Raw genomic sequence first — 19,190 nt, 5'->3', positions numbered from 1 at the left:
ATGTGTAATTGTTATTGTTGTGAAGATTTGCGGCCATAAACCAGCCAGGTCACCAGGACGCAGACGATGTAAAACACGAGAAAAACTTTCATGGCACCCACAGGCGAGCCGGTCATGGCCAGCGACGTGCCGAAGGCTTTCGGAATGAAGAACCCGCCGACGGCACCGATGGCGGAGATAAAGCCCAGCGCTGCCGCGGTTTCGGTCACTGCTTCATGCTGCGCCTGCTCGTCACTTCCCCCTTGTTGCTTCACGCGGATGAGGGTGATTTGGCGGAAAATGATGGCAATCATCTGAAACGTTGACCCGCTGCCCAGTCCGGCGGTGAGGAACAGGCCCATAAAGACCAGATAGAAGGCGAGAAAACTGCCCGACCCGGAACCGGGAAGCGTCAGGAAAAGCAGGGCGCTGAAAAGCGCCATAAAGACGAAGTTAATCAGGGTGACGCGTACGCCGCCGAGTTTGTCTGAAATCATCCCGCCCGCAGAACGGGCCAGCGCGCCAATCAGTGGGCCAAAGAAAGCCAGATGGAGGATATTGACGTCAGGAAACTGGGTTTTCGACAGCATGGCGAAGCCTGCTGAAAAACCGATAAACGAACCGAAGGTTGCCAGGTAGAGGAGGCTCAGGAGCCACAGGTGAAAACGTTTTAACACCGGTAGCTGGCTGGCAATCGTGGCCTTAGAGCTCGCGATGTCATTCATGCCGAAAAACGCCGCAATCGTGGCCAGCAGGAGAAGGGGCGCCCAAATCCACGCGGCATTGGCCAGCCACATCGTTGAGCCGTCATCCTGCGGCACGCCGTTTACGCCGAGAAAGGTGAACATGGGCAGGAAGATCACCAGCGGCGCGACCAGCTGCATTACGCTCACGCCCAGGTTCCCCAGCCCGCCGTTAATCCCCAGGGCGCTACCCTGTTTCGTTTTCGGGAAGAAGAAGCTGATATTGCCCATGCTGGAGGCGAAGTTAGCGCCGGCAAAACCACACAGCAGCGCGATGACGATAAAGATCCAGTAGGGAGTGGCAGTGTCCTGAATCGCGATCCCCAACCAGACGCAGGGAACAATCAGGATCACCGTGCTTAACACCGTCCAGTAGCGTCCACCAAAGAGAGGAACCATAAACGAGTAGGGGACGCGCAATATCGCACCGGACAGGGAGGGTAAGGCTGTTAGCATAAAAAGCTGATCGGTGGAAAAATTAAATCCAACTTTATTCAGATTGACCGCAATGGCACTAAATAACATCCATACGCAAAACGCTAATAACAGGCAAGCCACAGAAATTAAAAGATTTCTTCGGGCAATATGTTTTCCTTTATTCTCCCAGAATTGCGCATTTTCGGGTTTCCAGTTGCTCAGCAGATAAGGATTATTCTTCTCACTTTGTTGTGACATGTCGCCCTCTTGCTTAACCATAAAAAGAAAAAATGGAGTAAAAACAGGTGGATGTCTGACAGTGTGTTTCTGGAATTATTGGATGGTTTGGGATACATCTGAAAGGATAGATAAAAAAGCGAATCCCTGAGCCGGGAGGGGAAATAAGGGTTCGCTTAATGTGTTACGAATTGTAAGTGAGGGCTGTTAATACTCATAAGTGAGTATTAACACAATTCCAGAGAGATTAATTTATCAAGATGGTTATTAAAGGCAGCGTCGTCCATCTCTGGGATATCTAATATATAAATGCCGTCCAGGCCACACACCAGACCAATTAAACGCCAGGCAATATTTTCTGGCCGATCGCCCGGGGTAAAATCTCCCGCGTCAGTGCCTGCTTTGATAAGGGCGACGGTCTCCTGGTGCCACATCTCCATGGTCAGTACATATGCACCCCTGATGTCCGTATCCCGGCTTGCCAGGATCTGCGCCTCACGCCACAGGCGAATATAGGGCTCAAACCGGCCATCATCGCTGCCGAGCATGGCATGCAGCTGCTGTCGCCAGCTGGCCTGCTTGCCGACCACATCCGCATCCAGCAGTTCACGGATCAACCGCACAAAAGCCAGCGATTTTAGCTCCCCGCCAGAGGTGAAATGATGGTGGACCTGTCCGGTGGCAACGCCGGCTTCGGCGGCAATTCGCCGTACCGTCATTGCGGAAAGTCCGTCAGAGAGCGCCACGCGCATAGCGGCCTGTAAAATCTCTTCCCGCCTTTCATCCTTGCTCAGATATCGCATTTTCACTCACTCTTAATGGGACTGAAACAAGTGTAACAAAAAGCTGGACACTCGTTCAACTTTACGTAGGATCGCAAGCTGGACATGTGTCCATGATTTAAAAGAAAAGGAAATTTATGTTTCGTCAGTGGTTAGCGTTAGTCATTATCGTGCTGGTGTATATCCCGGTGGCGATCGACGCGACGGTACTGCACGTAGCGGCGCCGACGTTGAGTATGACGCTGGGTGCCAGCGGTAACGAATTATTGTGGATCATCGATATATACTCGCTGGTGATGGCGGGGATGGTGCTGCCGATGGGCGCGCTGGGTGACCGCATTGGTTTTAAACGGTTGTTGATAATTGGCAGTACGCTGTTTGGCTTGTCATCGCTGGCAGCTGCATTTGCGCCTTCAGCAGGATGGCTGATTGCTGCCCGCGCCTCGCTGGCGATTGGGGCGGCGATGATCATCCCGGCCACGCTTGCGGGTATCCGCACGTTGTTCGTTAATGCGCGCGATCGCAACATCGCGCTTGGGGTCTGGGCCGCCGTCGGTTCAGGCGGTGCGGCGTTTGGTCCGTTGATTGGCGGTATGTTGCTGGAGCATTTTTACTGGGGATCGGTCTTTTTGATCAACGTGCCGATCGTGGTCATCGTTGTTTCCCTTGCCGCGCGTCTGGTGCCTCGTCAACAGGGACGCCCGGAACAGCCGCTGAATATTGCCCATGCAGTCATGCTGATTGTGGCGATATTGCTGCTGGTCTACAGCGCGAAAACCGCGCTCAAAGGGGTGCTTTCTCCGTGGCTGGTGGCAATGACGCTGCTCACCGGAGCGGTGATGCTGATGATCTTTGTGCGGATCCAGCTTCGCGCCCGCGTGCCGATGATCGACATGCGCCTGTTCTGTCATCGCATTATTTTAAGCGGTGTCGTGATGGCGATGACCGCCATGATCGCGCTGGTGGGGTTTGAGCTGTTGATGGCTCAGGAGCTGCAGTTTGTACATGGCTTTACGCCGTTTGAAGCGGGGATGTTTATGCTGCCGCTGATGGTTGCCAGCGGGTTTAGCGGGCCGATTGCCGGTGTGCTGGTCGGTCGTCTGGGGCTGCGCCTGGTGGCGGCAGGCGGAATGGGGCTGAGTGCCGTCAGCTTTATCGGTCTGTCGCTGCTCGACTTCAGCACGCAGCACTGGCAGGCATGGAGTCTGATGGTGCTGCTGGGCTTCAGTGCAGCCAGTGCGCTGCTGGCCTCAACCTCGGCAATTATGGCGGCTGCGCCAAAAGAGAAAGCGGCTGCCGCAGGGGCGATTGAAACCATGTCCTATGAGCTGGGTGCAGGGTTAGGCATTGCCATTTTTGGTCTGCTGTTAACCCGCAGCTTCTCGGCGTCAATTGTTCTGCCGCAGGGACTGAGCGCGACGCTGGCCGATAAGGCCTCGTCATCGATTGGCGAAGCGGTGAACGTGGCGCAGAGCCTGACTCCAGGGCTGGCGGAGTCGTTAATTGCGGCGGCAAAAACGGCCTTTATCACGTCACACAGCGTGGCGTTAGGCAGTGCCGGCGCAATGTTACTGGTGCTGGCGGTCGGGATTTGGTTTAGCCTGGCAAACGTACCGAAACAGTAAAAAAACAGGCCCGGTGGTGCAATGCTTACCGGGCAACCCTCAGTGTGCGTCATGGGGAGTCAGCAGGCAGCGCTTGTCGTGTGCTTCAATTTCGGTGCCGCTAAAGCGCGCGTATTGCCCGGTCAGGCCGAAGAATGCGGGTTGCGTTTCTGTATAGATTTCAGCGGCAAGTATCAGACGGCGACGTTCGTCTTCGCTCATCTCAAGCTGTGTCCAGGGAATGAAATAGCGCGTCGTTGAGCGTGCGGTCAATGTAAACCACAGCGGGCAACCGCATCCGGGACAAAACCAGCGTTCGCCGCGCGCAGATGACGTGAAATGAGAAGGGGCTATCGACTCTTCTTCCACAAGCGGTTGACCCTGCGCTTCCAGATACATGGCCATTCCCCCCGACCATTTCTGGCACTGGGTACAGTGGCAGGCATAGACGTCGAAGTTGTTGAGGGAAACGCTGAATTGGCTCATCCCACACAGGCAGCGTCCTTTGAAAATATGCATGGCGTGCTCCTTTATTACGCCAGTCAAACCGAATAAAAAAAGCCAGCCACGAAGGCTGGCTTTTTTATACTAACAAATCTTAGAACTGGTAGGTCAGACCAACAGCAACGATGTTGTCGGTAGCAACGCCAGCTGCTTTAGTGAAGCTGCTGTCGTCAACCAGGTTGATTTTGTAATCAACGTAGGTAGACATGTTTTTGTTGAAGTAGTAGCTCGCGCCAACGTCAACGTATTCAACCAGATCCTGGTCGCCGTAAGTACCAATGTCTTTACCTTTGGATTTCAGGTAAGCAATGGATGGACGCAGACCGAAGTCGAACTGGTACTGAGCAACCACTTCGAAGTTCTGCGCTTTGTTAGCGATGAAACCGCTACCGAAGTTGGTCATGTTACGGGTTTCAGAGTAGGTGGTTGCCAGGTAGATGTTGTTGGCATCGTACTTCAGACCCGCAGCCCATACTTCCGCGTTTTCGCCGCCTGCATTCAGATTGCTTGCAGCAGCAACCTGACGGTCAGTACGGTCAGATTTCGCGTAGGTAGCACCTACACCGAAGCCTTCGAATTCATAAGTAGAAGACAGACCCCAGCCGTCACCGTTCGCTTCGGTGATGTCGTTACGGTCGTTTTTACCCTGGTACTGAGCAGCCACGTTCAGGCCATCAACCAGACCGAAGAAGTCGGTGTTACGGTAAGTTGCAACGCCAGTCGTACGGCCAGTCATAAAGCCATCAGTCTGAGTCCAGGTATCACCACCGAATTCTGGCAGAACGTCAGTCCATGCGCCGATGTCGTAAGCAACACCGTAGTTACGACCGTAGTCGAAAGAACCGAATTCGTTGAATTTCAGGCCCGCGAATGCCAGACGGGTTTTGTTGCCGTCAGAACCCTGAGATTCAGAGCGGTTGCCTTTGAACTCGTATTCCCACTGGCCGTAACCGGTCATCTGGTCGTTGATCTGAGTTTCACCTTTGAAGCCCAGACGAACATAGGTTTTGTCGCCGTCGTTGCCAGCGTCATCAGAGAAATAGTGCAGACCTGTTACTTTGCCGTACAGATCCAGTTTGTTACCGTCTTTGTTAAAAACTTCAGCCGCGTTTACAACGCCTGCTGCCAACATGGAAGTCACTGCCACTGCAACTAATTTAAGTTTCATCTTAAATATTCCTTATAATTTTGTTCAGTATTTCCTGAGCCACTTTGAACGATTTCTAAACGAGGCTAATCATCAATGGCATGCTATTTTTAAGAATCTTGTAGTAGGGTTTCAATAATAAGTTTCAAAATATTAGCAATAATTTCAATTAGTGTGATCCGGATCGGATAAATTGCGGCTGTAACGAATGAGATGGTGGGGATTTGTGCATTTTTTGATGAATTATTCAACAAAACCATTGGCCGCAATATAGTTTTCGGCCGTTTTAGTTTCTTTTGTTAATTGTCGGTATTTTCTGTCTTTTTGCTCGTTTGATATAAATGTCAGTTGTTTAAAATCAATTGGTTAACTATTCCATTGTACGGGATAATCGTTGTTGGACATGAAACACACAGAAACATACTATTGCACTTTGTGCTATATACATTGTTAATATTCGCAAGGGATTAATAACGTAACGGTGTCAAGTTATGTCAATAAAAGACGACGGAGATTTACGAAAGGGCGGTAATATAAACAGAATCTAAACGGCTTTTCTAACGCGCCGATCATTATTTTGACGCGCGATCACATATTAAATTTATGTTAATTCCCGCCGGGCGATTATGGACCCGGCAGAAGATAGCGATATTATTTTCGCGTGGCGTACCAGCACAACAATGACCCGGCACAAACCATTAATGCGCCTTGCCAGAAAGAAAACGAGAGGGGGGAATTCAGCAATACGGCAGCAAGTGCTGCTGAGAGTACAGGCGTGAAATAGGATACCGCTGCGAGTACCGTGACGTTGCCATGAAGAATACCGATATTCCATGCCGCATAGCCAAACCCCAGTGCGACGCTGCACATGATGAGCTTCACGACCACCGGGAGAGTAAACACCATTTGCGGCTGTTCGCTGAACGCATATTTCACCCACAGACTGAGCGCGGTGAGCAGCACGAAAAGCGTTATCCCGTTTTGCCCGTTGGCAAACTTACTGGTGACGGTGCAGTAAGCCGCCCAGATAAAAGCCCCGGCGAACGCCAGCGCGTAGCTGAGCGGGCTTGAGATGACATTACGCATGATTTCATCAAGATGTAGCCCTTGTTCTCCGCCTAATACCCAACAGACGCCCAGCAATGAGACGGCTAAGCCCGGGATCACCCACAGGGTGGACCGTTGGCCGTTAAATAAAATGGCAAACACGATCGTCAGGCTTGGCCAGAGATAATTGACCATTCCCACTTCGATAGCCTGGGAGCGCGTTGCGGCATAGCCTAACGACAGGGCGAGGCAAATTTCATAGCTGACAAACAGCACGCTGCCGGCAATAAGATACCGGGGGGAAAACCGTCTGATATCAGGGAATCCTACCGTCACCAGGCACAGTAATCCGCTGAGGGTGTATATCATAGCTGCGCCTCCCACCGGTCCCAGCCCCTCACTGACGCTACGAATGAGGCCAACCATGGTGCTCCACAACAGTATCGCCGCCAGTCCCGTGAGCGTTGCTCTCTTTCTGTCCATAACCCTGCCATCGCTATAAAAATCAAAGGAAAAAATTTATAGCATTAATCCTCCTGCCATCGCGAATTATTCTCTTAAGTCTTTAATCAAAAAGAGGTATTCAAATTCCCTGGGGGTGACTATTAAGGGGGTGAAGACAAGTGACCTTGATTTGACGCAAAAAAATCAGGGGCTTTACTGCTAGTTTGCGGCGCGAAGTCTTATATGAAAACGAGGACAACAATGGACGTCAGCCGCAGACAATTTTTTAAAATCTGCGCGGGCGGTATGGCCGGAACAACAGCCGCAATGCTGGGATTTGCACCCAAAATGGCGCTGGCTCAGGCACGCAACTATAAACTGCTGCGCGCGAAAGAGATCCGTAACACCTGCACATACTGTTCCGTAGGTTGTGGGCTTTTAATGTATAGCCTGGGCGATGGCGCGAAGAACGCCAAAGAAGCGATTTATCATATTGAAGGGGACCCGGATCATCCGGTGAGCCGTGGCGCACTTTGTCCGAAAGGGGCGGGTCTGCTGGATTATGTCCACAGCGAAAACCGTCTGCGCTATCCGGAATACCGTGCGCCAGGATCTGACAAATGGCAGCGTATCTCCTGGGATGAGGCGTTTTCCCGAATCGCAAAACTGATGAAAGCTGACCGCGACGCCAACTTTATCGAAAAGAACGCGCAGGGCGTTACGGTGAACCGCTGGCTGTCGACCGGCATGCTGTGCGCGTCCGCGGCAAGTAATGAAACCGGCATGCTGACGCAAAAATTTGTGCGCTCCCTCGGCATGCTGGCGGTAGATAACCAGGCGCGCGTCTGACACGGACCAACGGTAGCAAGTCTTGCTCCAACATTTGGTCGCGGTGCGATGACCAACCACTGGGTTGATATTAAAAACGCCAACGTCGTGATGGTGATGGGCGGTAATGCCGCTGAAGCCCATCCGGTGGGTTTCCGCTGGGCGATGGAAGCGAAAAACAATAACGATGCGACGCTGATCGTTGTCGATCCGCGCTTTACGCGTACGGCATCGGTGGCGGATATCTATGCGCCTATTCGCTCCGGTACGGACATTACGTTCCTCTCGGGCGTTCTGCTGTACCTGATTGAAAACAATAAAATTAACGCTGAATACGTTAAGCATTACACCAATGCCAGCCTCCTGGTACGGGATGATTTTGCCTTTGAAGAGGGGTTGTTCAGCGGTTATGACGCGGAAAAACGGCAGTACGATAAATCGTCCTGGAACTACCAGTTCGATGAAAACGGCTACGCCAGACGCGATGAGACCCTGAACCATCCGCGCTGCGTATGGAATTTGCTGAAACAGCATGTTTCCCGCTATACGCCGGACGTCGTGGAGAATATCTGCGGTACGCCAAAAGCAGATTTCCTCAAGGTGTGTGATGTACTGGCCTCTACCAGCGCCGCCGACAGAACCACGACGTTCCTGTATGCACTCGGCTGGACGCAGCATACCGTCGGTGCGCAAAACATCCGCACCATGGCAATGATCCAGCTGTTGCTCGGAAACATGGGCATGGCCGGCGGCGGCGTGAACGCCCTGCGCGGACACTCCAACATTCAGGGCTTGACCGATCTGGGCCTGCTGTCGACCAGCCTATCAGGCTATCTGACGCTGCCGTCTGAAAAGCAGACTGATTTGCACAGCTATCTGGCGGTCAACACGCCAAAAGCGACGCGTGCCGATCAGGTGAACTACTGGAGTAACTATCCGAAGTTCTTCGTCAGCCTGATGAAGTCGTTCTATGGCGATGCCGCGCAGAAGGAAAACGACTGGGGCTTCGAGTGGTTGCCGAAATGGGACCAGGCCTACGACGTCATTAAGTATTTCAACATGATGGATAAGGGCAACGTCACGGGCTACATCTGCCAGGGCTTTAACCCGGTGGCGTCTTTCCCGGACAAAAACAAGGTCGTTCGCAGCCTGAGCAAACTGAAATACATGGTGGTTATCGATCCGCTGGTGACCGAGACCTCCAACTTCTGGCAGAACCACGGCGAGATGAACGACGTCGATCCTGCATCGATTCAGACCGAAGTGTTCCGCCTGCCGTCCACCTGTTTTGCAGAAGAAGACGGGTCGATTGCCAACTCCGGCCGCTGGCTGCAGTGGCACTGGAAAGGCCAGGATGCACCGGGTGAGGCGCGTAACGACGGCGAAATCCTGGCCGGGATTTACCATCGTCTGCGTGAAATGTATCGCACCGAAGGCGGAAAAGGCGCTGAACCGCTGCTGAGGATGAGCTGGAATTACAAACAGCCGGACCATCCTGAATCCGAAGAGGTCGCCAAAGAGAATAACGGCGTTGCGCTGGCGGATCTGTATGACGCGAACGGCACGCTGCTGGCGAAGAAAGGTCAGTTGCTCAACAGCTTCGCGCTGCTGCGGGATGACGGCACGACCGCGTCGTCATGCTGGATCTACACCGGCTGCTGGACGGAACAGGGTAACCAGATGGCGAACCGCGATAACGCCGACCCGTCAGGGCTGGGCAATACGCTGGGCTGGGCGTGGGCATGGCCACTGAACCGTCGCGTGCTGTACAACCGTGCTTCTGCGGATATCAACGGCAAACCGTGGGATCCGAAACGGATGCTGATCGAATGGAACGGTAGCAAATGGACGGGTAACGATATTCCGGACTTCAGCACCGCCGCACCGGGTAGTGAGACCGGGCCGTTTATCATGCAGCCGGAAGGGCTGGGACGCCTGTTTGCCCTCGATAAGCTGGCGGAGGGGCCATTCCCGGAACACTACGAGCCAATGGAAACGCCGCTCGGTACCAACCCGCTGCACCCGAACGTCATATCCAGTCCGGTGGTGCGTATCTATGAAGAGGACGTCCTGCGTTTAGGCAAGAAGGACAGGTTCCCGTATGTCGGGACAACCTACCGCCTGACCGAGCATTTCCATACCTGGACCAAGCATGCACGGCTTAACGCCATTGCCCAGCCGGAACAGTTTGTGGAGATCAGCGAAACGCTGGCGAAAGCGAAGGGTATTGCCAACGGTGACCGCGTGAAGGTGAGCAGCAAGCGCGGCTTTATTCGCGCGGTTGCGGTGGTTACGCGTCGTCTGCAGGCGCTGAGCGTACATGGTCAGCAGGTGGAAACCATCGGTATTCCGCTGCACTGGGGCTTTGAAGGGGTGGCGCAAAAAGGCTACCTCGCCAATACCCTGACGCCAAACGTCGGCGATTCCAACTCGCAAACGCCGGAGTACAAAGCGTTTCTGGTCAACATCGAGAAAGCGTAAGGAGCGAATACATGGCAATGGAAACACAGGACATTATTAAACGCTCCGCGACCAACTCCATCACCCCCGCGCCTCGTGCGCGGGATGATAAGGCAGAAGTCGCCAAGCTTATCGATGTCACTTCCTGCGTGGGTTGTAAAGCCTGCCAGGTGGCCTGCTCGGAGTGGAACGATATCCGCGATGAAGTGGGACACTGCGTCGGCGTTTACGATAATCCGGCGGATCTGAGTGCCAAATCCTGGACGGTAATGCGTTTTAGCGAAACCGATCAGAACGGCAAGCTGGAGTGGCTGATCCGTAAAGACGGCTGTATGCACTGCGAAGATCCGGGGTGCCTGAAGGCCTGTCCGTCAGCCGGGGCCATCGTCCAGTACGCCAACGGGATTGTCGATTTCCAGCAGGATAACTGCATCGGCTGCGGCTACTGCATTGCGGGCTGTCCGTTTAATATTCCGCGCCTCAGTAAAGAGGATAACCGGGTCTACAAATGCACCCTGTGTGTCGATCGCGTGAGCGTCGGGCAGGAGCCTGCCTGCGTGAAAACCTGCCCGACCGGGGCTATCCACTTCGGGACAAAAAGAGAGATGCTGGAGGTAGCCCAGCAGCGCGTGGACAAACTGAAAGCGCGCGGTTACGCCAGTGCGGGCATTTATAACCCGCAGGGTGTGGGGGGAACGCACGTGATGTATGTTCTGCACCATAACGACCAGCCGGAGCTGTACCACAATCTGCCGAAAGATCCTGCGATCGATACCTCGATCAATCTGTGGAAAGGGGCGCTCAAACCGCTCTCTGCGGCGGGCTTTATCGCTACTTTCGCCGGGTTGATTTATCACTACATCGGTATCGGACCCAACAAAGAGGTGGATGACGACGAGGAGGAACCTCATGAGTAAGTCATGGATTGTGCGCACGAAGTTTGTCGACCGTGCCTGTCACTGGACGGTAGTGATCTGCTTCTTCCTGGTGGCGGTCTCGGGGATCTCCTTCTTCTTCCCGACGCTGCAGTGGCTGACGGAAACCTTCGGGACGCCACAGATGGGGCGTATTTTGCATCCGTTCTTCGGCGTGCTGATTTTCGTGGTGCTGATGTTTATGTTTGCGCGCTTCGTACATCACAATATTCCGGACAAGCATGACATTCCATGGCTGAAGGGGATTATTGAGGTTCTGAAGGGCAATGAGCATAAGGTTGCGAAGGTCGGGAAATACAACGCCGGGCAGAAGATGATGTTCTGGACCATCATGAGCATGATTTTTGTTCTGCTGGTCACCGGCGTCATTATCTGGCGGCCGTACTTTGCGCACTACTTCCCCATTCAGGTGATTCGCTACGCGCTGCTCATTCACGCGACGTCAGCCATCATTCTGATCCACGCCATCCTGATCCACATGTATATGGCCTTCTGGGTCAAAGGGTCGATTAAAGGCATGATTGAAGGGAAGGTGAGCCGCCGCTGGGCGCAGAAACACCACCCGCGCTGGTACCGTGACGTTGAGCGGCTGGAAGCGAAACAGGACAGTACGAAAGGGATGCCGTAAGTCCCGCGCTCGCGGGTCAGCGAATGACCCGCGAACACTTCAGTCAAAAACGCTCTTCAACATACCGGAACGGGTATTGGGTCGGCTTCACTTTACCAATCTTACGCTTCGGCAAACTCACCGCTTCGATGTGAATGGCTTTGTACGGGATTTGCGCCAGCAGGTGCGAAATAATGTTCAGGCGCACGCGTTTTTTATCTTCCGAACGGGCGACAAACCACGGCGCCCAGGCGGTGTCGGTGGCAGCAAACATCGCATCTCGCGCCACGGTATATTCATCCCATAGATTGAAAGACTTAATGTCCATTGGCGATAATTTCCAGGTCTTTCGCCCGTCGTTAATACGATCGCGCAGACGACGCTCCTGTTCTTTCGGCGTGACCTCCAGCCAGTATTTGAGCAGGATGATCCCGGCATCCACCATTGCTTTTTCCATCACCGGCGTGCCATCAAGAAACTTCTCGACCTGCTCCGGTGTGCAGAATCCCATCACCCGTTCAACGCCCGCACGGTTGTACCAGCTGCGGTCAAAAATGACAATTTCGCCGGCGGCTGGCAGGTGGGGAACATAGCGCTGAAAATAGAGCTGGGTCTTCTCTTTTTCCGTCGGGGCGGGGAGCGCAACAACCCGGAAGACGCGTGGGCTAACGCGTTCAGTGATGGCTTTAATGGTTCCGCCTTTACCGGCACCGTCGCGCCCTTCAAAGACAATGCAGACCTTTAATCCCTTTGCGACGACCCACTGCTGGAGTTTAACCAGTTCAACGTGGAGGCGACGAAGTTCTTTTTCATACTCTTTCGTTTTTAACGGCTCATGCTTTATGACATCAACTGCGACACTGGTTTTCTTCTTGCTTCCCATGATTGTCATCCTCAGGTTGTCCGGCGCGGGAAAAAGCGGGGCCGCACTATGAAGTGTAATCCACCTGAATTAATGGATTAACGTGTCAGCCAGCTGATTTGAACTGGCTCACCATACAAGATTGTTCAATAATGCCCGTCGCGCGTTATTAACCAGTGGTTGTGGTATGAAAAAGACAATTTTTTCGTTGGCACTTGGCACGTTTGGCCTGGGAATGGCTGAATTTGGCATTATGGGCGTATTAACTGAACTGGCCCATGACACCGGAATTTCAATTCCCGCCGCCGGGAATATGATTTCGTTTTACGCCTTTGGTGTGGTGATTGGTGCCCCGATTGTGGCGCTGTTCTCAGGCAAGTTCTCGTTAAAATCCACGCTGTTGTTTCTGGTGGTGCTGTGTGCCGTCGGTAATGCAATTTTTACCTTTTCTACGTCGTATGCCTGGCTGGCGATAGGGCGGCTAATTTCCGGTTTTCCGCACGGCGCCATTTTTGGCGTCGGGGCGATTATTCTCTCGAGAATTGCGCCTCCGGGGAAGGTGACGGTCGCCGTGGCGGGCATGATAGCCGGCATGACGGTTGCCAATCTGGTGGGCGTACCGCTGGGCACCTGGCTGGGTCATGAATTCAGCTGGCGCTATACCTTTTTCCTGATTGCCCTGTTTGATGCTCTGGTGATCATCTCGGTACTGGTCTGGGTGCCGCACATCCATGATCGCTCCGAAATCAAATTGACCGCGCAATTTTCCTTTCTGAAAAAACCGGAGCCGTGGCTGATTTTTGCCGCCACCATGTTTGGCAATGCTGGTGTGTTTGCGTGGTTCAGCTTCGTCAAACCGTTTATGGTCAACGTCTCTGGCTTCTCCGAAGGCGTCATGACGGTCATCATGATGCTGATGGGGCTGGGTATGGTGTTAGGTAATCTCATGAGCGGGAAATTATCGGGCCGCTTCAGTCCGCTGCGTATTGCCGCCACCACCGACATGGTCATTGTCGCGTCACTGCTGTTGCTATTCGCCTTTGGGGAACATAAAACGGCGTCGCTGGTGATGGGCTTTATCTGCTGTGCCGGGCTGTTTGCACTCTCTGCGCCGCTGCAAATTCTTCTCCTGCAAAATGCGAAGGGCGGTGAGATGTTGGGTGCCGCAGGCGGGCAGATGGCATTTAACCTCGGCAGTGCGATAGGGGCGTATTTTGGCGGGATGATGATCACGCTAGGCTTTAGCTGGAGCTATGTCACGCTGCCAGCGGCTGTGCTCTCTTTCTCAGCCATGAGTTCACTGCTGATCTACGCGCACCTTCGGGCCAGAAAGGCAGACGCCGGTTCGCTCGCTTCCGCACGTTGAACCGCGCCGGTAAGGCGCGGTAGAAGGGCGCTAGACAAATTTCGCCAACGGATCGGCAGCGGCAAACGCCACGGCTTTGTCCGCTGCTGGCGGGTAGATAAGTTCATTGGTGATGGCGATTTTGATTTTCTTTGCGTCATCACGCACCGATTTGACGGCCTGGTCCCACCCTTCAGTGTAAACGGCACCCCAGGCACCCAGGTCCAGACAGGTCACGTAGTTAACCTGGCGGTAAGGATAAGGCGTGCGATTCAACAGGCTGGCTGCCGCGTTGTGGCCGGCAAATTTACCCAACTGGATCGCGTGCTGGCAGGTCATTAGCGCCGTGTTCCCCATCTCGTCCGTTCTGGCGTAGGCCATATCTCCCGTCGCGTACACGTCCGGATGAGCCGGAACCTGCAGCGTTTCTGTCACTTTCAGACGCCCCTGGTTATCGCGTTCGCCGTTAATCTGTTGTCCAAGCGGGTTTGCTTCAACGCCTGCCGTCCAGACTACGGTTGCAGCGGGGATACGTTCGCCGTTTTTCAGCGTTACGCCGTTCGCATCGATGGCCTCAATTTCACTGTTCAGACGCCACTCAATCCCCAGTTCCTGGCTCGCGTCTTCAATGGTGTTACGCAATGCTTCACTGTATCGTCCGCCAATGACATGACCCCTCTCAACTACGATAACTCTTGTCGCCGTATCATCACCGAAGCGAGCGCGCAGTCGGGCAGGAAGCTCGGTTGCCAGTTCAATGCCGGTAAAACCGCCGCCACAGATAACCACGGTATTGCGCGCAGCGGTGGAAGGGCGCGAGACCAGGGAGTCAAGATGCTGCTCAAAGGTCTGTGCGGATTCAAGCTGATCGATATCAAAGGCGTACTCAGCCAGCCCGGCAATCGGTGGACGCTTGCTCTGACTGCCGGTGGCCAGCACTAACCGCTCGTAACTCACTGCGGCAGTTACGCCATTCGCATCACGATAGGAAACACTTTTCCCTTTTATATCAATGAATTCTGCTTTACCGGCGATAAAATCAATACCCAGTTCAGCGAACAGTCCGGTCAGCGGCGAGACCAGCGACGTCACGTTCTCTTCATAGAAGCGCGGGCGAACACGCAACTCGGGGGCGGGTGCCAGTACGGCGATCTTCAGGCTGTTATTGCCCTCCAGCGCATTCAGACGCGCGGCGCTGACGGCAGCCCACATGCCGGAAAAACCGGTGCCCACAATTAAAATCTGCTTCTTCATCTTCGATCCTTTTGATCATCACGCTGTATACCTGACATAACTGCAACTATACTTGTCGTAGTTAACTGCGACAACTTCTTTCTGAGTTAAATTTTAATGCTGCATAAAATCAGCATGTTAATGAAAAAGGGGAGGGTAGTTGTGATTGTGGGCAATAACGCCGTTATAATGACCCAGATAAATAACTTCGGAGTTAACCATGGCGTTTTACAGTTCCGGTGTGGAATACGGCATTCACAGCCTGATGTGCATGGTGGATGCAAAAGGCAATGAGCGTGAGATGAGCGTCCGGGAAATGGCCGCCCTGCAGGGTGTGCCGTATGATTACCTGGGAAAAATCTTCACCCGTTTGTCACGTGCCGGGCTGGTGAGCAGCACGGAAGGTAAGGGCGGCGGGTTTAAACTGGCGCGCCCGGCTGAGTTGATCACCGTACTGGATGTGGCGCACGCCATTGACGGTGAGAAGAACATGTTTGAGTGTCGCGAGGTGCGTCAGCGGCTGGCGGTGTTTAATGAAACGCCTCCTGCCTGGGTGTGCAATGGCCCGTGTGGCGTACGTTCGGTCATGGACAGCGCACAGCAACGGATGGAAGAGGAGTTAGCGCGACATACCATTCTCGATCTGGCGCGCAAGATGTACCGCAAAGCGCCGGATACCTTTCAGATTGAGGTTCAGGAGTGGATTTCTGACCGGCGATCGTCGTAGTGAAATGCCGGGTAAGGCAAAACCGCCCCCCGGCAACCGGCGATTAAGAGCGTAAATCAATCACCATACGACCGCGGATTTGACCCTGCTCCATCTCTTTAAAGATGGCATTGATATCTTCCAGCGGACGCATTGTCACTTTTGGCACCACTTTGCCCTCTGCCGCAAACTGGAATGCCTCCATCAGGTCCTGACGGGTTCCCACCAGCGATCCGACGACCTGAATGCCGTCCAGGACCAAGCGCGGAATATCCAGGCTCATCGCTTCCGGCGGCAGGCCCACGGCGACCACGCGGCCACCGGCACGCACGGCATCCACCGCTGAGTTGAAGGCTGCTTTTGCCACGGCAGTTACCACCGCGGCATGTGCGCCTCCGGTTTTCTCCTGAACAATTTTCGCTGCATCTTCGCTGCGAGAGTTAATGGTTAAATCTGCCCCCATGCTCGCGGCCAGTTTCAGCTGTTCATCGTTCACATCAATGGCGATGACCTTGGCGTTGAATACGTTTTTAGCGTACTGCAGCGCAAGGTTACCCAGACCACCAAGACCGTAAATCGCAATCCACTGGCCCGGCTTAATGTGGGACACTTTTACCGCTTTGTAGGTGGTGACCCCCGCGCAGGTGATGCTGCTCGCCGCTGCGGAATCCAGACCGTCCGGCACTTTTACCGCATAATCGGCGGTCACGATGCACTCTTCAGCCATCCCACCGTCAACGGAATAACCCGCGTTTTTCACATCCCGGCACAGGGTTTCGTTGCCGGTATTACAGTATTCGCAGTGTCCACAGCCTTCAAAAAACCATGCCACGCTCGCACGGTCGCCAATTTTCAGCGAGTTGACGCCTGGGCCAATCTCTTTAACGATCCCTATTCCTTCGTGACCCAGTATCACCCCGGTCTTATCGCCGAAATCACCGTTCTTCACGTGAAGATCGGTATGACATACGCCGCAGCATTCCATCTTCAGCAGGGCTTCTCCATGCTTAAGCGGGCGTAATGATTTTTCGGTGACATTGACCTGATGATCCTGAGTGACAACAGCAGCCTTCATATGTTTCTCCTTGTTCATGATGAGATTCTGCATAGCAGGTGTACTACTTCTTAAGGATTAATACTTAGGCGCGTTAATGCAAGGTGGCAGCAACATAATGTCATCATTTGATTCGATTTCGGATTAAGAATACAGCGATCCTCTAATAATCAGGGGGGCATTCAGGGGCAGAGCGGCCCGGCGAGACGCTCGCCGGGCGCGGACTTACAGTTTTGCTTCTATCGCCTCAATCTCCTGGCGCCATTGCGCCTGCAACTGCGGCTTCTGGTGCTTCGGTTTGCGGGCCAGGTCTTCCTCCAGCAATGTCTCCAGCGCGATCAGCCGTTCGAGCAGGTCGTCAAACTGCGAAGGGCGATCGTGCTGTTGTTTCGGTGAACACGGCGATGTTATCAGGCCCGCACTTTCACGCAGCCGTTCAAAGACCGCTTCGACGTCATGCCATTCACTCAACCTGCCGTCCTCAATCAGCCAGAAACGGTTGCAGCTTTGGCTGATTAATTGGCGATCATGGCTGACCAGCAGCACGCCACCTTCAAATTGCTGCAGGGTTTCCGTCAGCGCCTCTTTGCCTTCCATGTCCAGATGGTTGGTCGGTTCATCCAGCATCAGCAGGCTATAGCGCGCTAACGTCAGGCCAACAAACAGCAGGCGAGATCGTTCTCCACCGCTGAGCGTACTGACTTTCTGACCATGACGTGGCCACGCAAAGCCGGCACCGATCAGGGCCATCTTGCGATTCTGCGGATCGGGTGCAAACGGCTCCAGTGCGTCAAACAGCGATGCATCGTCCGGGAGCTGGTTCAGCGTCTGGTCATAATAGCCAGGCGATACGCGTGGATGGAGTTTCAGCCCATCGTCAGCCTGCTCGCCGCGAAAATGCCGCCAGATCAGCTTCATCAGGGATGATTTACCGCAGCCGTTACGTCCAACGATGGCCACGCGATCGCCGCTTTTGAGACGCGCGATGTCAATATTAAACAGCGCAGGCAGCCCGGGCGCCGGCGGCACCGCGAGGTTTTCCAGCTCCAGCAGACGGTCGGCCCGTAGCGCGTCGCCGCGCAGGGTTAATGTCCACTGACTTCCCGCCGTGACCTCCGTCTGGCTCTCTTTCAGCCGTTCAACCTGCTTTTCCATCTGTTTCGCTTTGCGGGCCAGGTCTTCGTTGTCGTAGACTTTGCCCCAGGTCGCCAGTCTTTTTGCGCTGGCCGCGACGCGGTCGATCTCCTTTTGTTCTGCCTTGTGGCGCTGCGCATCACTTTCGTCTTTCGCATCCAGCGCTTTGCGTGCGGCGGTGCAGGGAAGGGCAAAGTAATGCAGCATCTTATCGCGCAGGATCCAGCTGCCGTTGGTTACGGCATCCAGCAGCTGCCTGTCATGTGAAACCAGCACAAAGCTGCCTGACCAGGCCTGTAAAAATTGCTCCAGCCAGAGCATGGTAGGTAAATCGAGGTGGTTACTCGGTTCATCCAGCAGCAGCAGGTCCGGCGCATTAATCAAAGCCCGCGCCAGCAGCAGACGCGTATGTTGCCCGCCGCTCAACGTTGCCGAGGTTAATGTCCAGTCCTGCGGCGTAAAGCCCATACTCGCCAGCAGCGTTTCCGCTTTCCAGCGCAGGCTCTCGCGTTCAGCCGCAGGCAGTTGTGCCAGCACGGCATCCAGCATGCTCAGGGGATAAATCCCGTCCGGGAGATGTTGTTCTACGCGCGCCATGATGCAGTGCCCGGCCAGCGCGACCGTTCCGGCGGCAGGCGTGTCCGTACCGTCCAGCACCTTCAGCAGCGTACTTTTACCGCAGCCGTTGTCGCCCAGCAGACCGATGCGATCGCCTTTTTTCAGCGTAAAGGAGAGCGAGTCGAAGAGCGTACCAAACGCCGTATCAACACGTAGAGATTGTGCAGTGAGTAAAGTGCTCATTGTTGCTTACCCAAGAGTTACAGGCATGTTTATGCCTCGTCAAACATCGCTGACGATAACTCAGTAAGCCCGAGAGAAGGGATTTAGGGGTTGGTGTCTTCGCTCAAGCAGAAGTTATCGCAGCACGATACCGATAACGCTTGAGCTGGTGCGATCACCATATGTATGTGAAACATTGAAAATTTCACAGTACAGCATAATTGGCCTCCTTATATATTCAGTAGGTTAATGGATGAAGGCAGTGTAGCGGGGATTTTACGGCCCGGCAAGCGCGGGCAGAATGGCAGGCCGGGAGGCATGATTGCCTGACCCGGCCTGTTC

At 54.0% G+C, this 19,190-nt stretch carries 15 protein-coding genes; 6 read left to right on the top strand and 9 right to left on the bottom strand.

Annotated elements, in window-relative coordinates:
• Positions 1-11 precede the first annotated feature (11 nt).
• Together AC2FAP_RS06440 and AC2FAP_RS06435 are read right to left on the bottom strand one after the other, a co-directional pair.
• The gene (locus AC2FAP_RS06440; protein ID WP_032678233.1) at positions 12-1,397 is read right to left on the bottom strand and encodes a NarK family nitrate/nitrite MFS transporter; all 1,386 of its coding nucleotides are present in this window, start codon (positions 1,395-1,397) and stop codon (positions 12-14) included.
• 206 nt (positions 1,398-1,603) lie between these two features.
• Positions 1,604-2,179, bottom strand: a complete 576-nt coding sequence (locus tag AC2FAP_RS06435) for a TetR family transcriptional regulator (RefSeq protein ID WP_020884053.1) — start codon at positions 2,177-2,179, stop codon at positions 1,604-1,606.
• Positions 2,180-2,295: 116 nt separating this feature from the next.
• Here AC2FAP_RS06435 and AC2FAP_RS06430 point away from each other — a divergent pair, with 116 nt between their 5' ends.
• Positions 2,296-3,783 (top strand): MFS transporter, encoded by a 1,488-nt coding sequence (locus AC2FAP_RS06430; RefSeq protein ID WP_020884054.1) that lies wholly within the window; start codon positions 2,296-2,298, stop codon positions 3,781-3,783.
• A gap of 39 nt (positions 3,784-3,822) precedes the next feature.
• On the opposite strand, the gene AC2FAP_RS06425 is transcribed toward AC2FAP_RS06430, so the two are convergent.
• The 3 genes from AC2FAP_RS06425 to yddG form a co-directional block, all read right to left on the bottom strand.
• On the bottom strand, positions 3,823-4,281 hold the full coding sequence (locus tag AC2FAP_RS06425) for a GFA family protein (RefSeq protein ID WP_020884055.1): 459 nt from the start codon (positions 4,279-4,281) through the stop codon (positions 3,823-3,825).
• A 79-nt stretch (positions 4,282-4,360) separates the two neighbouring features.
• Complete coding sequence (ompC, locus tag AC2FAP_RS06420; protein WP_032678230.1) at positions 4,361-5,434, bottom strand: porin OmpC; 1,074 nt, start codon at positions 5,432-5,434, stop codon at positions 4,361-4,363.
• A gap of 630 nt (positions 5,435-6,064) precedes the next feature.
• Positions 6,065-6,943, bottom strand: a complete 879-nt coding sequence (gene yddG, locus AC2FAP_RS06415) for an aromatic amino acid DMT transporter YddG (protein ID WP_044857755.1) — start codon at positions 6,941-6,943, stop codon at positions 6,065-6,067.
• Between the two features lie 222 nt (positions 6,944-7,165).
• Between yddG and fdnG the strand changes: the two genes are divergently transcribed.
• The 3 genes from fdnG to fdnI are packed head-to-tail and all read left to right on the top strand — an operon-like array spanning position 7,166 to position 11,755.
• Positions 7,166-10,213, top strand: coding sequence for a formate dehydrogenase-N subunit alpha (gene fdnG / locus AC2FAP_RS06410; protein ID WP_252069590.1), 3,048 nt, complete (start codon positions 7,166-7,168; stop codon positions 10,211-10,213).
• Between the two features lie 11 nt (positions 10,214-10,224).
• Positions 10,225-11,109: a formate dehydrogenase subunit beta gene (gene fdxH / locus AC2FAP_RS06405; protein ID WP_014170219.1), complete on the top strand. Its 885-nt coding sequence runs from the start codon at positions 10,225-10,227 to the stop codon at positions 11,107-11,109.
• On the top strand, positions 11,102-11,755 hold the full coding sequence (gene fdnI, locus AC2FAP_RS06400) for a formate dehydrogenase-N subunit gamma (RefSeq protein WP_020884059.1): 654 nt from the start codon (positions 11,102-11,104) through the stop codon (positions 11,753-11,755). Before fdxH ends, fdnI begins: the two co-directional genes overlap by 8 nt.
• Positions 11,756-11,798: 43 nt before the next feature.
• Here fdnI and ppk2 read toward each other — a convergent pair whose 3' ends face one another.
• On the bottom strand, positions 11,799-12,617 hold the full coding sequence (gene ppk2 / locus AC2FAP_RS06395; RefSeq protein WP_025204134.1) for a polyphosphate kinase 2: 819 nt from the start codon (positions 12,615-12,617) through the stop codon (positions 11,799-11,801).
• 166 nt (positions 12,618-12,783) lie between these two features.
• On the opposite strand from ppk2, the gene araJ reads away from it, so the two are divergent.
• Entirely contained in the window at positions 12,784-13,962 is a 1,179-nt protein-coding gene (gene araJ, locus AC2FAP_RS06390) for an MFS transporter AraJ (protein WP_449541662.1), read from the top strand.
• A 30-nt stretch (positions 13,963-13,992) separates the two neighbouring features.
• On the opposite strand, the gene AC2FAP_RS06385 is transcribed toward araJ, so the two are convergent.
• Positions 13,993-15,195: an NAD(P)/FAD-dependent oxidoreductase gene (locus AC2FAP_RS06385; protein WP_449541661.1), complete on the bottom strand. Its 1,203-nt coding sequence runs from the start codon at positions 15,193-15,195 to the stop codon at positions 13,993-13,995.
• 199 nt (positions 15,196-15,394) lie between these two features.
• Here AC2FAP_RS06385 and AC2FAP_RS06380 point away from each other — a divergent pair, with 199 nt between their 5' ends.
• Positions 15,395-15,901, top strand: coding sequence for an RrF2 family transcriptional regulator (locus AC2FAP_RS06380; RefSeq protein ID WP_014170178.1), 507 nt, complete (start codon positions 15,395-15,397; stop codon positions 15,899-15,901).
• 43 nt (positions 15,902-15,944) lie between these two features.
• On the opposite strand, the gene adhP is transcribed toward AC2FAP_RS06380, so the two are convergent.
• Positions 15,945-16,955: an alcohol dehydrogenase AdhP gene (adhP, locus tag AC2FAP_RS06375; RefSeq protein WP_020884077.1), complete on the bottom strand. Its 1,011-nt coding sequence runs from the start codon at positions 16,953-16,955 to the stop codon at positions 15,945-15,947.
• Positions 16,956-17,159: 204 nt separating this feature from the next.
• On the bottom strand, positions 17,160-18,869 hold the full coding sequence (locus AC2FAP_RS06370; RefSeq protein WP_485452882.1) for an ABC-F family ATP-binding cassette domain-containing protein: 1,710 nt from the start codon (positions 18,867-18,869) through the stop codon (positions 17,160-17,162).
• Between the last annotated feature and the right edge of the window lie 321 nt (positions 18,870-19,190).

Source organism: Enterobacter cloacae complex sp. 394I7, assembly GCF_057320345.1.
The sequence above is the reverse complement of the archived record's forward strand: the minus strand, read 5'-3'. Positions and strand labels throughout refer to the sequence as shown.

Bases quoted from the DNA above. Each gene is read 5' to 3' on its own strand.
- AC2FAP_RS06440 (WP_032678233.1), bottom strand. From the start codon at position 1,397: ATGTCACAACAAAGTGAGAAGAATAATCCTTATCTGCTGAGCAACTGG.
- AC2FAP_RS06435 (WP_020884053.1), bottom strand. From the start codon at position 2,179: ATGCGATATCTGAGCAAGGATGAAAGGCGGGAAGAGATTTTACAGGCC.
- AC2FAP_RS06430 (WP_020884054.1), top strand. From the start codon at position 2,296: ATGTTTCGTCAGTGGTTAGCGTTAGTCATTATCGTGCTGGTGTATATC.
- AC2FAP_RS06425 (WP_020884055.1), bottom strand. From the start codon at position 4,281: ATGCATATTTTCAAAGGACGCTGCCTGTGTGGGATGAGCCAATTCAGC.
- ompC (WP_032678230.1), bottom strand. From the start codon at position 5,434: ATGAAACTTAAATTAGTTGCAGTGGCAGTGACTTCCATGTTGGCAGCA.
- yddG (WP_044857755.1), bottom strand. From the start codon at position 6,943: ATGGACAGAAAGAGAGCAACGCTCACGGGACTGGCGGCGATACTGTTG.
- fdxH (WP_014170219.1), top strand. From the start codon at position 10,225: ATGGCAATGGAAACACAGGACATTATTAAACGCTCCGCGACCAACTCC.
- fdnI (WP_020884059.1), top strand. From the start codon at position 11,102: ATGAGTAAGTCATGGATTGTGCGCACGAAGTTTGTCGACCGTGCCTGT.
- ppk2 (WP_025204134.1), bottom strand. From the start codon at position 12,617: ATGGGAAGCAAGAAGAAAACCAGTGTCGCAGTTGATGTCATAAAGCAT.
- araJ (WP_449541662.1), top strand. From the start codon at position 12,784: ATGAAAAAGACAATTTTTTCGTTGGCACTTGGCACGTTTGGCCTGGGA.
- AC2FAP_RS06385 (WP_449541661.1), bottom strand. From the start codon at position 15,195: ATGAAGAAGCAGATTTTAATTGTGGGCACCGGTTTTTCCGGCATGTGG.
- AC2FAP_RS06380 (WP_014170178.1), top strand. From the start codon at position 15,395: ATGGCGTTTTACAGTTCCGGTGTGGAATACGGCATTCACAGCCTGATG.
- adhP (WP_020884077.1), bottom strand. From the start codon at position 16,955: ATGAAGGCTGCTGTTGTCACTCAGGATCATCAGGTCAATGTCACCGAA.
- AC2FAP_RS06370 (WP_485452882.1), bottom strand. From the start codon at position 18,869: ATGAGCACTTTACTCACTGCACAATCTCTACGTGTTGATACGGCGTTT.